Raw genomic sequence first — 13,454 nt, forward strand, 5'->3', positions numbered from 1 at the left:
GGCGGCAGCGGTGACCGCCCCGCGAGCACGGCAGGCGGATCACCGGGGTGTGCGCAATCCGACCTCCGACACATGAGGAAATCTCAGGCCACCGGATCAGACTTTCGTACTCGGTCGACGGCTCCCGAAAGGGCGCTCCAACGCCCATCGTGATCCACCACACGCTCGGACGCCCCGCGCCCGGGGAGGACAGCGGTCGACGCGCGGGGCCGGGGGAGCGGACCCCGCCACCCGCCCGCGACCGGTGCCGGATCGCGACGCCTGTGGGACGCACGGCTCGGTGTTCGATTACTGCCGCGATGTCATACCCTGCATCTTCGGTGAGCCGGGCTTCTCAGGGGGGACACAGGAACCCGGGCCGCGATCCTTCCCTCTTTCTCAGTCGGGCGGGCGGTTCTCTGACGAGCACTAGTGAAACTGGCTGGAATTGATACATATGCCACCGCAGATGCGTGCGCGGACGGGACTCTGGGCCGTGGCGGCCGTCGTGGGCCTGGGGTTCTTCGTCGCGATGGAGTGCGTCGCGCACCACTACGGTCTGCCCGGGCCGCTCACCACCCAGGCGCGGGAGTTCGTCCTCCCGCCCAAGTCGGGGCCCCTGCTGTACGCCGGCCTGGCCCTGATGATGGTGGTGCTGACCTGGCGGCAGCGGTTCCTCGCGCTCGGCGCCGCGATCGGTGTCGACCTCGTCCTCGCGGTGGCCCGGTGGGTGTTCGACATCAAGGTGGCCCACGGCCACCCCTTCGGCAGCGGTGCGCTGTGGGTGATCGTGGGCTGCGCGGTCGTCGCCCTCACCCGCCGCACCGGCCCGGAACGCGTCCTGCTGCTGAAGGGCGTCGGCCTGGGCCTGCTGCTGGTGGCCGGCCGCAAGACCGGTGACACCTGGCTCCTCATCACCGCGAAGAGCCGGCACCTGGTCCTCGACCCGTATCTGGCCAACGCCGACCACGCCCTGGGCAACCCCTCGTGGATCATGGGCCGGATCGTCACGGCCACTGGAGCGATCGGCTTCAACTTCCTCGACACCATCTACGGCCAGCTCGCGGTGGCCGCGGTGGTCGTGGCGCTGTACCAACTGCGCAACGTGGCGGCGGAACTCCGTTTCCCGCGCCACCACCTCGTGCGCACGTTCCTGCTGATCGGCCTCCTCGGACCGGCCATCTACATGATCTTCCCGGTGGTCGGACCGGTCTTCGCCTACGGCACCGGCACCGACCACTGGGCGTCGATCGCCCTGTGGTCCCCGCAGATACCCAGCGACGGGCACTGGGCGGTGGCGAACCTGTGGCCGCAGACCCCGCCGCCGATATCCACCCCGCACTCCATACCGTTCGACGGGATCACCCCGCGCAACTGCATGCCCAGCCTGCACACCGCGTGGGCCGTCGCGATCCTCATCCACTCCCGCCGGGGCCCCCGCCTCCTGCGGTACGCGGGCACCTTCTGGCTGGTCGCCACGCTCACCGCCACGCTGGGCTTCGGCTACCACTACGGCGTCGACCTCGTCGCCGGTGTGGTGTTCACCCTCACCATCGAGGCGGGACTGCGCTCGTTCGACCGCGGCTGGGACCGCTCCGGGCTCCGGCTGACCGCCTACGGGGCCACGGTCTTCGTCGCGCTCCTGGTGTCGTACCGCTTCCTGCCGGTGCGGATGGCCGAGTACCCCTGGCTGGCCGGACCGCTGCTCCTGCTGGCGATGGGCTCGGTGATCTACGGCTATCTGCGGACCGTCGCCCGCTGGGAACCGGCGCCCGCGCCCGCGCGAGCACCCCAGCCGCAGCCCGAACTGCTGTGAACGGCGGCCGGCGTCCCGGTCAGCCGCCGACCCGCTCGATCCACTCGCCGCCGCCCAGCGGATAGTCGTAGCCGGGGCGGCCCACGTCGGCGCTGGTGCGGAACGGCCGGCCGGTGTCGTCGATGTGCACGGTGCCGCTGCGGCCGCCGCTGGACCAGTCCAGGCTGAGGTCCCAGCGGACGTCGTGCGCCTCGGTGTGGGCGCTGATGTAGAAGACCTCCGGGTCGGACTCGCTCACCTTGTACGGGAAGTCGCGCTGGCCGTTCTTCACGGTGACCGTGGGACTGCCGTGGTCCAGATCGACGTCGAACGACTTGGTGCCGACCCCGCCCCCGCAGCCGACGCCCATCGAGTAGTCGTTCCAGGCGAGCGGCGCTCCCTTGGTGAGGAAGCGGACGTGCAGGGCGTTCAGTACGACGGTCTCGGCGCCGGTGCCCTGCACGGTGAGCGCGATCCGCTGCTCGCCCGAGGAGACCGCCCCGTACGCGCCGGCCCAGCGCCGCGCGTCCTGCTCGGTGGCCGGCGGACCGACCTGTTCGGGCTCGCTGTCGACGAGGAAGTGCTGGCTGCACGGGTTGTCGTAGACGTAGGGGCGCACGCCGACGGTCAGTGGGACGGCGTCGGTGGCGCCGGTGGACCGGGTCGCACCCGGTTCGTCGTCGCTATGGGAGGTGTCGGCCCCGGCGTGTCCGGAAGCGGCGGTCGCGGTCGGGGAGCCGGTGGCCGAGGGGGAGGGATCGTGTCCGCCGCCGTCGGCGGAGGGGGCCGCGGAGGGCCGCCCGGCGGCTCCGGCGCCCAGGGTGCCGCTGGATGTCGGCGCGGTGGTGTCCCCGGCCCCGAGGAACGTCGGACGCAGGGCGAACGCGACGGCACCCAGTGCGGCGGCCACCGCGACGGAGGCGAGCAGCGCGGTACGGCGACGGCGGAGCCAGGAGGGCCGGTCGGGCGGGGCGGCCCCGACCGCACTGCTGTCCTCGGGGGCGTCGGTCCGGTCCGGCCCCTCCGTGCTGTCCGCACTCGTCTCGCCCGCCGCCTCGTCCGCCGGAACCTTCGCCGCGGGCTGGTCCGTCCTGCGCCCCCGTTCGGCGTCCGCGAGGATCCAGTGCCGGTGCAGCTCCACCAGCTCCTGCGGAGTGGCCCGGCAGACCCGTGCGAGGCGCTCCACCGGGGCGTACTCGACCGGCACGGCGGTGCCGTTGCAGTAGCGGTGCAGCGTCGACGTACTCATGTGCAGACGCTTGGCGAGCGTCCCGTAACTCAGCCCCGACCGGTCCTTGAGCTCCCGCAGCCGCTGCGCGAACGCCTGGGTCCGCTCGGTCCCCGTTGCCCCTGACACCTGTTCCCCTCAACCCCGCGCATCCCGGTCACGCATTCCAGGGTGAGCGCGTTCCCCCTGGTCAGAGCCCGTTTCGGCGTTCCAGTGTCCCCAACTGCCCGCTGTGCGTGGCGGTCGGGACGGATCACCTCACAAGCTTCGGTCATCCAATCACCACCGCCACCCGAACTCCGAAGGGGCACAGCACCATGTCCAAGACCTCCCGCGCCCGTCTCGTCGCCGCCGCCGCGTCCACCGTCATCGCCGCGCTCTCGCTGACCGCGTGCAACGACGGGACGGGCACCCAGGACGAGGGGCGCGCGACCGGCCCGAGCTCTTCCTCCGCGGCTTCCTCTCCGGACGCGGACCCGGGCTCCCCGGCCCCTTCGACCGGCACGGACCAGTCGGACTCGACGGGCTCCACCGGCTCCTCGGGCACCACGGGCTCCTCGGGCGCCGGGTCCGCGGGCGGCACCGGGACGTCCACCGCGCGTACCCCCGCGACCAAGGCGCCCGCCGGCTCCGGGAAGCCGGTCACCTGCGAGGGTTCCACCACCAGGACGGTCGCCGCGCCGCTGACCCGTCCCGTGAACCACATGCTGCTCACGGTCACCAACACCGGCAGCAAGAGCTGCTACCTGTACGGCTACCCGGCCGTCCGCTTCGGCGAGGCCCAGTCCGTGCCCCCGGTCATCGAGGCCTCGCAGCCGCAGGCGGTCGTCACGCTCGCGCCGGGCGAGTCCGGCTACGCCTCGGTGAGTCTGTCCGCCACCGACGGCAGCGCCGCGAACGGCCGCACCGCCACGTCCCTGACCGTCTACTTCCAGGGCCGCTCCGGCAGCGGGAGCGTCGGCGGCGGTGCCCGTCCGGCACTGCCCGCGAAGGGCGTCTACGTCGACGACTCGCTGAAGGTCACGTACTGGCAGCAGTCGATGGACGACGCCGTGAACTGGTGACACCGGGCCTGCTCCGCCCCGCGTGTCCCCGCGGGTCCCGCGGTCAGCTCGCGCGCGACTCCGAGTTGTCGGATGCCGCCTTCGCGGCACGGCGGTACTCGGCGTTGATGCGCTGTGCTTCCTCTAGCTGGTCCTCGAGGATGACGATGCGGCAGGCGGCCTCGATCGGGGTCCCCCGGTCGACGAGTTCCCGGGCCCGGGCGGCGATCCGCAGTTGGTAGCGGGAGTACCGGCGGTGCCCCCCTTCCGAGCGCAGCGGCGTGATCAGACGGGCCTCGCCGATGGCACGGAGGAAACCCGGGGTGGTCCCGAGCATCTCCGCGGCACGGCCCATCGTGTACGCGGGGTAGTCGTCGTCGTCCAGGCGATCGCCGAGTGGGTTATCTGCTGCCATGTCACCTCGTTGTGCAACGCGTCGAGGGGCCCCGATGCCGTACGGCACCAGGGCCCCGAAGGGAATTCAACACCATCTGTCGGCCCTCATGCTGTGCCGACCTTCTGTTTCCGCTGCCCGGCCCGGTGACGGGCGGGGTGCGGGGATCGCGGCTGCGTGACCGGGGACCACCATCCAATCCGGGGTCTTGCGGTACCCGGGCCGAGTACATCGGGCCGGGCGATCCTGATGGCGTCTGCTCCTCCGTCCTTGCTTCGAACTTCGTCTACGAGAAGAACCGTAACTCTGCCAGGAGCCAATGTCTACTCTGGCAAGAGGAGATTTTGGTGTTCGAGAGCCGCAGAGATTTTTGGTCCCGGAGATACGACGAAGGGGCCCCGCCGACGCGCGTCGGCGGGGCCCCTTCGGGCCTGGGGCGCGGACCGCAAGGGGCCCGCGGGGGGACGGATCAGCAGGCGGGACTCATGACGTCCCGCAGTCGGAGGCGGTCCGTGTAGGCGGCGCTGTCCCGGAGGACGGCGAGCCCGGCCAGGGTGACCAGACCGGTGCGCTGCTCGTCCCCGTCACACAGGACGAGGTGGTCGACACGGGCGCCGGCCATGAGGGACAGGGCCACCTCGACCGTCATGTCGTCGCAGACCCGGGGTCCGGACCCCGGCCTGTCGAGGACCGCGTGCTGCGTCCGGGTCGGCGTCATGGGTGCCTCCTGCTGGGAAAGGGGGGTGGGTTCGTGGGCCGTCGGCACGGTCGCCTAGGCGGCGGAGCCGAAGCCGGTCCGGCGCGGCGCGCCACGGCGTGCCGCCTCGCCCGCGGGACGCCCCTGGCCCGCCTGGCCCCTTCGTCCCCGACGCCCCCGGGACGAGGACGAGGACCCGGAGGGCGCGCGGCGCGGACGTTCCGCCTGCGGGGTGGTGATGACGACGGGGACGCCGGACGGGGCCTGGGCGCCGGTGATGCGGCTCAACTCCGCCTCGCCGGACCGCACCTGGGCGATGTGCGGGGTGATGCCCGCCGAGGCCATCAGCCGGCTCATGCCGCGACGCTGGGCCGGGGTCACCAGGGTGACGACGCTCCCGGACTCGCCGGCGCGCGCGGTACGGCCGCCGCGGTGCAGGTAGTCCTTGTGGTCGGTGGGCGGATCGACGTTGACGACCAGGTCGAGGTTGTCGACGTGGATGCCGCGGGCCGCGACGTTGGTCGCCACCAGGACGGTCACGTGCCCGGTCTTGAACTGGGCGAGGGTGCGGGTGCGCTGGGGCTGGGACTTGCCGCCGTGCAGGGCCGCGGCCCGCACACCGCTGCTCAGCAGGTGCTTGGTCAGCCGGTCCACCGCGTGCTTGGTGTCCAGGAACATGATCACGCGGCCGTCGCGGGCCGCGATCTCGGTGGTCGTCCGGTGCTTGTCCGTGTCGTGCACGTGGAGGACGTGGTGCTCCATCGTGGTGACCGCGCCGGCGGACGGGTCGACCGAGTGGACGACGGGGTCGTGCAGGTAGGTGCGCACCAGCCGGTCCACGTTGCGGTCCAGGGTGGCCGAGAACAGCATCCGCTGCCCGTCGGGGCGCACCTGGTCCAGCAGGGCGGTGACCTGCGGCATGAAGCCCATGTCGGCCATCTGGTCGGCCTCGTCCAGGACCGTGATCGCCACCTCGTCCAGTCGGCAGTCGCCCCGGTCGATGAGGTCCTTGAGCCGTCCCGGCGTCGCGACGACCACCTCGACCCCGGCGCGCAGCGCACCGGCCTGGCGACCCAGCGACATGCCGCCGACGACGGTGGCCAGCCGCAGGTTCACGGAGCGGGCGTAGGGGGTGAGCGCGTCGGTGACCTGCTGGGCGAGCTCGCGGGTGGGGACGAGGACGAGGGCCAGCGGCTGCCTGGGCTCGGCACGGCGTCCCGCCGTACGGGCCAGCGTGGCGAGGCCGAAGGCGAGGGTCTTGCCCGAGCCGGTGCGGCCGCGGCCGAGGACGTCACGGCCGGCGAGGGAGTTCGGCAGGGTCGCCGCCTGGATCGGGAACGGCACGGTCACGCCCTCGCGGCCCAGCGTGGCCAGCAGCCCCGTCGGCATGGCGAGGTCGGCGAACGTCTCGACCGCGGGCAGCGCGGGTGTGAGCGTCCTGGGCGGTGCGAACTCGCCCGAGACGCTCTGCCGGCCGGTGCCGTGGGGCCGGGAAGCGCGGCGCGGACCGCCGGAGCGGCCTCGGGCGGGATTGGAGCGTGTGCGATTCATACGAGAGAAAACCTTCCTTGATGCGGCACGTATCAAGGAAGTCCCGCAGCCGGTGAGCGGCGCAGAGAATCGCGAGAACGAGCCGGAGGCGATGTGTGATGCGCCCGGAAAAACAGTGCCCGGCAGTTGCTGCCGGGAAAGAGGCGCCTGGAAAAGGTGCCCTGAAAAGCCGCGAGCTGGGGCCCGCACCCCAAGGTGCGGGCCCCAGCTACGAAAAGATGCGCGGCGGTGCCGGGGTCAGGCCGGAACGATGTTCTCGGCCGTGGGGCCCTTCTGGCCCTGCGCGATGTCGAACGACACCTTCTGGCCTTCCAGCAGCTCACGGAAGCCCTGGGTGGCGATGTTGGAGTAGTGGGCGAAGACGTCGGCGCCGCCGCCGTCCTGCTCGATGAAGCCGAAGCCCTTTTCCGCGTTGAACCACTTCACGGTGCCAGTAGCCATGTCATATCTCCTTCGGAGGCGTTTTCGGAACGCACCCTGCGTGCATTCCGTGTCGCCGTGCTGATTAGCCCGTCGGAAATAAACCTTGTGGCAACCACACCTGCAACTGAGATCGACAGTAGCACGGTGTCATCGGCCCGGCGTGGGCGTTGTTTTTCGATTCGACCGGTGTTCGGGGAATACGGGTCGCGCCCCGGTCCTGTATCTCATTTTGCGGGCACAGATATTGCGCGCCCCGGGGCGCGGCCTACCTCCCGTGCGGGTCCTCCGCACCCCTGTGACCTCCCGTGACGGGTGTTCCGCCACCGTCACGGGCGCCGGTGGCCGGCGTGGCGGTGGCGGCCCCGGAAATCCGCCGGCACGACGAACGTCACATCGTGGCGTCGCCCGCCGGACCGGTCAGCCCCTCCAGTTCGGCGGCGTAGTACCGCGCGGGGTCGAAGCCCATGCCGGTGAAGTGGCCGGCGAGCTCCAGGGACAGGGCGCCGTGCAGCCGGGTCCAGAAGGTCAGGGCCCGGTGGAGGACCGGAGCGGGGGCGGGGTGGCCGCCGGCCCAGTCCCGGTGCTCCTCCAGGTGGGCGTCGAACGGGGTCGCCGGGCCGCTCGACGGCAGCCGCGCGAAGGCGTCCAGGAGCGTCGCCATGATCTCGGACGCGATCACGGTGATGTCGTCGGGCGCGTGATAGCCGGGGACGGGGGTGCCGTAGACGAGGAAGTAGCGCTGGGGGTCCGCGAGAGCCCAGGACCGCAGGGCTTGCGCCAGTGCGGGCACGTCGGCGCCGGGCCGGGCGGCGACCGCGCGGAAGGCGTCGGCGAGGCTCCGGTACGCGTCCCTGACGAGTTCGGTGATCAGCTCGTCACGGCTCGCGTAGTACCGGTACAGCGCGGGTCCGCTCATGCCGAGCTGCTTGGCGATCGCGTTGAGGGAGAGCGCGGACGCGCCGGCGGTGGCGATCTGCTCCCACGCGCGTTCCTTGATCTCCGTGCGCACCTGGGCGCGGTAGCGCTCGCGGGGGGTCTTCGCTTCCGGGTTCACCATCGTTAGAGGGTATCACTGAAGTTATTGACACTTCCGTTCTCGTGCAGTTATAACTTCTAACGAACGCGAAGCCAAGTAACCAACCGCGTGCCAGCCGTCTGTGTGGAGGTCGTCATGAACACCGAAGAACTCGTCGAGGTCGTCCTGCCGGGCAAGGTCGAGCCCGAGGGGCTGCGGATCCGGCACGGGGCCGTCCCCGCCGCGGGCCCGGGCCAGGTCGTGGTCCGGATGGAGGCCACCGGCGTCTCCTTCGCCGAGCAGCAGATGCGCCGCGGTCGCTACTACGACCAGCCGCCGTTCCCCTTCGTCCCCGGCTACGACCTCGTCGGCACGGTGCTGACGACCGGCGAGGGCGTCGATCCGCATCTGGCCGGCACCCGTGTCGCCGCCCTGGTCAAGGTCGGCGGCTGGGCCAGCCACGTGCTCGTCGACGCCGCGGACGTGGTGCCGGTGCCGGACGGGATCGGTGCGGCGGAGGCCGAGACCCTCGTCGTCAACGGCGTCACCGCCTGGCAGATGCTGCACCGCAAGGCCCGCGTCCGCGCCGGGCAGACCGTCGTCGTGCACGGCGCGAACGGCGGGGTGGGCTCAGTCCTGGTCCAGCTCGCCCAGGCCGCGGGCGCCCGGGTGATCGGTACGGCGTCCCCGCGGCACCACGAAGCCCTACGCGAGAAGGGAGTCGCGCCCGTCGACTACCGCGCCGGCGACCTCGCCGCCCGGATCCGTGAACTCGCCCCGCGCGAGGGCGTCCACGCCGTCTTCGACCACGTCGGCGGGCGCGGCATCGTCGACTCCTGGCGGCTGCTCGCCCCCGGCGGCACGCTCGTCTCGTACGGCAGCGCCGCCACCCGCGACGCCGAGGGCTCCAAGCAGTGGCCGGTGCTCAAGCTCCTCGGCCGGGTGTGGCTGTGGAACGCCCTGCCCAACCGCCGCCGCGCGTACTTCTTCAACGTGTGGGCCGGAAAGGCCCTGGCCAGGAACCGCTTCCGGGCCCGCCTGCGCGCCGACCTCACCCAGGTCTTCGCCGCCCTCCAACGCGGCGAGGTCACCGCCCAGATCGCCGCCCAGCTCCCGCTGGCCCGCGTCGCCGACGCCCTGCGGCTTGCCGAGTCCGGCACCGTCGCCGGCAAGGTCGTCCTCAACCCGTAGCGAGCGGCGCAGACCCGAACCGACCGTCACCACGAGAGGAACCCCATGTCCCGCATCTCCCGCCGCCGCGCGCTCGCGGTCTCGCTCGCCGTCGCCGGCGTCCTCACGGGCACCGTCCCGGTCGCGCAGGCGGCCCACGACAGTGGACCGTCCCGGTGCGGAGGCCGTGGCGTCGACCCGGACGCCCGCATCCGCTACGCGTCCGACGTGCTGGTCAGGGCGCCGCTGAGCACCGTCTGGAAGCTCCAGACCGACGTGGAGCGCTGGCCGTCCTGGCAGCCCCCGGTCCGCACGGCCGAACGGCTCGATCCCGGCCGGCTCACGAAGGGGTCGCTGTTCCGCTGGACGACCCCCGCGCCGGCCACCCCGACGACCCCCGCCACCACCCTCGACATCACCTCCACGGTCCGGGAGTTGAGGGCCCGCGACTGCGTCCTGTGGAGCGGGCCCGCGGTCGGGCCGGGGCTGCGCATCGACGAGGGCGTGCACCTGTGGACCTTTCGGGAGGTCAGGGGCGGGGTGCGCGTCCACACCGAGGAGACCTGGACCGGCGCCCAGGTCGAGGCGGACGTCCCCACCGCGACGGCGGCCCTCGGCGCGGGCCTGGAGGCATGGCTGCGCGACCTCGCGACCGCCGCCGAGGACCGGCACCCGGCACGGTCGTAGCCTCCCGGCGGCCCGCACCCGTGACACGCCCCCGGACGGTCTATCCCAGACATTTGCGACCTTTCAGGCCGTACGGTACCGAATATGATGAGATTTCATATCTCCCGCCTGGCATGCACCGTGGCGATCATCGGGGCGGTGTTCGGGGCCGCCCCGCCCGTCGCCGCCGCCGACCAGATGACCCACGTGGTCTTTCCCGGAGAGTCGATCCAGCGGGCGGTGGACGCCGCCGAGCCGGGTGACACCGTCCTGCTGACCCCCGGCACCTACCGCGAGAGCGTCAAGGTGAGCACGCCCGGGATCACCCTGAGCGGCATGGGCCGCAGCACGGTCGTCGAGCCGGGCACGAAGAAGGCCGGCAACCCCTGCGCCGAGGCCGGCAACGGCATCTGCGTGCTCGGGACGAAGGACCACGACGTCGAGGGCGTCACCATCGCCTCCCTCACCGTGACCGGCTTCTCCGGGTCCGGGGTGTTCGCCATGGCGACCGACGGGCTGACCGTGCGGAACGTGACCGCCGTGAAGAACGGCGTGTGGGGGATCGCCCAGGAGCGCTCGGTGCGCGGGGTGTTCCGCAAGAACACCGCCAGGGACAACGGCGACGCCGGCCTGTTCCTCGCCAACACGATCAAGGAGGAGGCGGGCGCCGCGGACACCCGGGGAACCGTGGTCGCGCACAACCGCCTGGAGGGCAACCGGATCGGCATCACCGTCCGGCGCCTCAGGAACCTCACCGTCGCGGACAACCACCTCACCGGCAACTGCGCGGGCGTCTTCGTCGTGGGCGACGAGAACAAGCCGCGGGCCGGCGCGCTGACCGTGCGCGGCAACACCGTCGTGAAGAACAACAAGTCCTGCCCGAAGACCGCGCGGCTCGACGCGCTGCAGGGCTCCGGGATCGTGCTGACCGGCGCCGAGGACACCCTGGTGACGCACAACCGCGTCATCGGCAACACCGGCAAATCCTCGCTGTCGGGCGGCATCGTCCTGTTCAAGAGCTTCGTGGGCACCCTCAGCGAACGGAACCGGATCACCGACAACGTCCTGGAGGGCAACGCCCCGGCGGACCTCGTCAACGCGGCCGCCGGCCAGAACAACACCTTCGAGCACAACTCCTGCCGGGCCTCCAAGCCCGCCGGACTGTGCTGACCGGCCGTGGTCACCCGTGAAATCGACGCAGAAGGACGGCCCATGACGACCACCCCGCCCCTGACGACCGCTCAGTCCGCCCCGCCGCCGTCCATGCGGTTCAGGGAACTCGTGTTCGGCGCGGCCTGCGCCGCCGCCCTCCGCGCGGCCGCCCGGCTGGGTGTCGCCGACGCCCTCGACGACAGGCCCCTGGCGGTCGAGGACCTCGCGGCCGCGGTGAAGACCGAGCCCGGGACGCTGCGCCGGCTGCTGCGGGCGCTGTCCTGCTACGGCGTCTTCGCCGAGCAGCCGGACGGCACGTTCGCGCACACCGACATGTCCCGGCTGCTGCGCGAGGACGATCCGAACAGCCTGCGCGCCATCGCGCTGTGGTGCACCGAGCCGTGGACCTGGGCCGCCTGGCCGATGCTGGACGAGGCGGTGCGCACCGGCCACAACGTCGTGGAGGACCTCTACGGCAAGGAGTTCTTCCAGTACCTCAACGAGGACGCCCCGGCGTCGGCGGACGTCTTCAACCGCGCCATGACGACCTCCAGCGTGCAGTCCGCGCGGGACGTCGCGCAGTTCCTCGACCTGACGGGAAGCGCCTCGGTCGCCGACATCGGCGGCGGTCAGGGACACGTGGTGGCGAGCCTGCTGGAGAAGTACCCGACGCTCCACGGCACCCTGCTGGACCTGCCGCGGGTGGTGGAGAACGTCGACCCGAGGCTGCGTCCGGGAGGCGCGCTCGCGGACCGGGCCCGCCTGGTGCCCGGCGACTGCCGCGTGGCCGTCCCGGTCCGGGCCGACGTGTACGTCATCAAGAACATCCTGGAGTGGGACGACGACAGCACGACCCGCACCCTGCGCAACGTCATCGAGGCGGGCGGACCCGGGGCCCGGGTGGTGGTCATCGAGAACCTCGTCGACGACTCGCCGTCGATGCGGTTCAGCACCGCCATGGACCTGCTGCTCCTCCTCAACGTCGGAGGGGCCAAGCACACCACCGGGAGCCTGACCCGCAGGCTGACGGAGGCGGGCCTGGTCATCGACGACGTGCGGCCGGTCAACCCCTACCTGCACGCCTTCGACTGCACCGTCACCGGCTGACCGGGGCGGGCACCCGCGGACAGCCGCGCGCCGGGCACGCGATCACGTGCCCGGCGAGCGGCGGTCGTACGGCGGGCGTACGGCGGTTCAGGCGCCGGCGTCCCGCTCCCAGCGGTAGAAGCACCGCGCCATCGCGTCCTTCGGTGACCGCCAGGTCGCCGGGTCGTACGCGCTGACGTACGCCGCGAGGCGCTCGCTGATGTCCCGGAACTCGGGGTGTCCGGCCGCCTTTGCGATGGCGGGTCCGGGGTCCCGCTCGGACTCGATGAGGTGCAGGTACACGTCATCGAACTGGAAGAGGCTGCGCCGGGCGACCCCGACGAGGTGCGGCAGCTCCCCGCGGTCCGACTCCTCGAACACCTTGGCGATGTCCAGGGCCGACTCCGGGGCCATGCGGGCGACGATCAGGGACTGATGCATCCTCAGGTTCTCCGTCCCGCTCAGTCGGACAGCATCTGCACGGGCCGGCGCTCTTCGGCGGCCTTCTCGATGCGGTCCCGGATCAGCGCCATCTGGACCTTGGAGTTCCGGTTGATGTTGTCCGTCATCCAGGCGTCGTCGACCGGAGCGTCCGGACGCATCGCGAAGTCCTGCGTCCACACCATGCGGGTGCCCTCGGGCACCTCCTCGTACTGCCACACGATGTTCATGTAGGCGAAGGGCCCGGTCTCGACCCGGCGCGCCCGCACGGTGAGGGTGTCGCGGTCCGGCTCCCGCTCCGAGACCCAGCTCCACACCTTGCCGTCCTGGTCGGGGTGCATGGTGAGCCGGAACGTGGTCCGGTTGCCCTCGCGGGACAGGATCTCGGCGGAGGCGTACTCGCTGAACAGCTCGGGCCAGCTCGCGACGTCGTTGGTCATCTCCCAGACCAGGTCGAGCGGGGCCGCGATGGTGACCTCGTTCTGCGTGTGTCCGGTCATGTCAGGCTCCTGCCAGAAGTGCGCTGTTGGCGAGTTCGAGGAACTGCCGGGGACTCTTGCTCTTCTCCGCGTCGGGCGGCATCGGGGTGCCGTACCGGTTCTCGAGCTCGCCCACGATGCCGAGCAGACCGAGCGAGTCGAGGCCGAAGGTGTCGAAGCCGGAGTCGGCGCGCTGCCGGAGCTCCTCGGGGGCGACGGTGACTCCGGCGGCCTTCTTCATGAGCTCGGCCAGCTCTTCCACGGTGATGCGGTCACTCATGGGGTTCCTCTCCTTCAGTCGTGATGTTCTTCGTGACGGGTGGTCACGAGACCTC

Annotated in this window: 15 protein-coding genes; 6 read left to right on the plus strand and 9 right to left on the minus strand. The window is 71.6% G+C overall.

Annotated features, from left to right (window positions below; all coding sequences use genetic code 11):
* The first annotated feature begins 448 nt into the window (after window positions 1-448).
* Window positions 449-1,795 (plus strand): DUF5933 domain-containing protein, encoded by a 1,347-nt coding sequence (locus ACZ66S_RS19505; RefSeq protein WP_469902746.1) that lies wholly within the window; start codon window positions 449-451, stop codon window positions 1,793-1,795.
* A gap of 19 nt (window positions 1,796-1,814) precedes the next feature.
* Here ACZ66S_RS19505 and ACZ66S_RS19510 read toward each other — a convergent pair whose 3' ends face one another.
* On the minus strand, window positions 1,815-3,131 hold the full coding sequence (locus tag ACZ66S_RS19510) for a helix-turn-helix domain-containing protein (RefSeq protein WP_469902747.1): 1,317 nt from the start codon (window positions 3,129-3,131) through the stop codon (window positions 1,815-1,817).
* A 188-nt stretch (window positions 3,132-3,319) separates the two neighbouring features.
* On the opposite strand from ACZ66S_RS19510, the gene ACZ66S_RS19515 reads away from it, so the two are divergent.
* Entirely contained in the window at window positions 3,320-4,066 is a 747-nt protein-coding gene (locus ACZ66S_RS19515) for a DUF4232 domain-containing protein (RefSeq protein WP_469902748.1), read from the plus strand.
* Window positions 4,067-4,109: 43 nt separating this feature from the next.
* Here the strand turns inward: ACZ66S_RS19515 and ACZ66S_RS19520 are convergent, their stop codons facing one another.
* From ACZ66S_RS19520 to ACZ66S_RS19540, 5 genes are all read right to left on the minus strand, one after another.
* On the minus strand, window positions 4,110-4,460 hold the full coding sequence (locus ACZ66S_RS19520) for a MerR family transcriptional regulator (protein WP_469902749.1): 351 nt from the start codon (window positions 4,458-4,460) through the stop codon (window positions 4,110-4,112).
* A 448-nt stretch (window positions 4,461-4,908) separates the two neighbouring features.
* Window positions 4,909-5,157, minus strand: coding sequence for a CBS domain-containing protein (locus ACZ66S_RS19525; RefSeq protein WP_469902750.1), 249 nt, complete (start codon window positions 5,155-5,157; stop codon window positions 4,909-4,911).
* 54 nt (window positions 5,158-5,211) lie between these two features.
* Complete coding sequence (locus tag ACZ66S_RS19530) at window positions 5,212-6,687, minus strand: DEAD/DEAH box helicase (RefSeq protein ID WP_469902751.1); 1,476 nt, start codon at window positions 6,685-6,687, stop codon at window positions 5,212-5,214.
* A 237-nt stretch (window positions 6,688-6,924) separates the two neighbouring features.
* Window positions 6,925-7,128 (minus strand): cold-shock protein, encoded by a 204-nt coding sequence (locus ACZ66S_RS19535; RefSeq protein ID WP_028799214.1) that lies wholly within the window; start codon window positions 7,126-7,128, stop codon window positions 6,925-6,927.
* A gap of 370 nt (window positions 7,129-7,498) precedes the next feature.
* The gene (locus tag ACZ66S_RS19540; RefSeq protein WP_469902752.1) at window positions 7,499-8,167 is read right to left on the minus strand and encodes a TetR/AcrR family transcriptional regulator; all 669 of its coding nucleotides are present in this window, start codon (window positions 8,165-8,167) and stop codon (window positions 7,499-7,501) included.
* Window positions 8,168-8,281: 114 nt separating this feature from the next.
* Between ACZ66S_RS19540 and ACZ66S_RS19545 the strand changes: the two genes are divergently transcribed.
* From ACZ66S_RS19545 to ACZ66S_RS19560, 4 genes are all read left to right on the plus strand, one after another.
* Entirely contained in the window at window positions 8,282-9,316 is a 1,035-nt protein-coding gene (locus tag ACZ66S_RS19545; RefSeq protein ID WP_469902753.1) for a medium chain dehydrogenase/reductase family protein, read from the plus strand.
* Window positions 9,317-9,361: 45 nt separating this feature from the next.
* A complete protein-coding gene (locus ACZ66S_RS19550) occupies window positions 9,362-9,982 on the plus strand; it encodes an SRPBCC family protein (RefSeq protein WP_469902754.1) in 621 nt (206 codons plus the stop codon).
* 84 nt (window positions 9,983-10,066) lie between these two features.
* The gene (locus ACZ66S_RS19555) at window positions 10,067-11,131 is read left to right on the plus strand and encodes a right-handed parallel beta-helix repeat-containing protein (protein ID WP_469902755.1); all 1,065 of its coding nucleotides are present in this window, start codon (window positions 10,067-10,069) and stop codon (window positions 11,129-11,131) included.
* 60 nt (window positions 11,132-11,191) lie between these two features.
* Window positions 11,192-12,220, plus strand: a complete 1,029-nt coding sequence (locus ACZ66S_RS19560; RefSeq protein WP_469903027.1) for a methyltransferase — start codon at window positions 11,192-11,194, stop codon at window positions 12,218-12,220.
* A gap of 87 nt (window positions 12,221-12,307) precedes the next feature.
* Here ACZ66S_RS19560 and ACZ66S_RS19565 read toward each other — a convergent pair whose 3' ends face one another.
* From ACZ66S_RS19565 to ACZ66S_RS19575, 3 genes are read right to left on the minus strand one after another with little or no spacing between them, the layout of a single operon-like run.
* Window positions 12,308-12,640, minus strand: a complete 333-nt coding sequence (locus ACZ66S_RS19565; protein WP_469902756.1) for a TcmI family type II polyketide cyclase — start codon at window positions 12,638-12,640, stop codon at window positions 12,308-12,310.
* A 20-nt stretch (window positions 12,641-12,660) separates the two neighbouring features.
* Window positions 12,661-13,140, minus strand: a complete 480-nt coding sequence (locus tag ACZ66S_RS19570) for an SRPBCC family protein (protein WP_053847568.1) — start codon at window positions 13,138-13,140, stop codon at window positions 12,661-12,663.
* A 1-nt stretch (window position 13,141) separates the two neighbouring features.
* On the minus strand, window positions 13,142-13,399 hold the full coding sequence (locus tag ACZ66S_RS19575) for an acyl carrier protein (RefSeq protein WP_469902757.1): 258 nt from the start codon (window positions 13,397-13,399) through the stop codon (window positions 13,142-13,144).
* Window positions 13,400-13,454 lie beyond the last annotated feature (55 nt).

This window comes from Streptomyces sp. NPDC107471, from assembly GCF_055582845.1.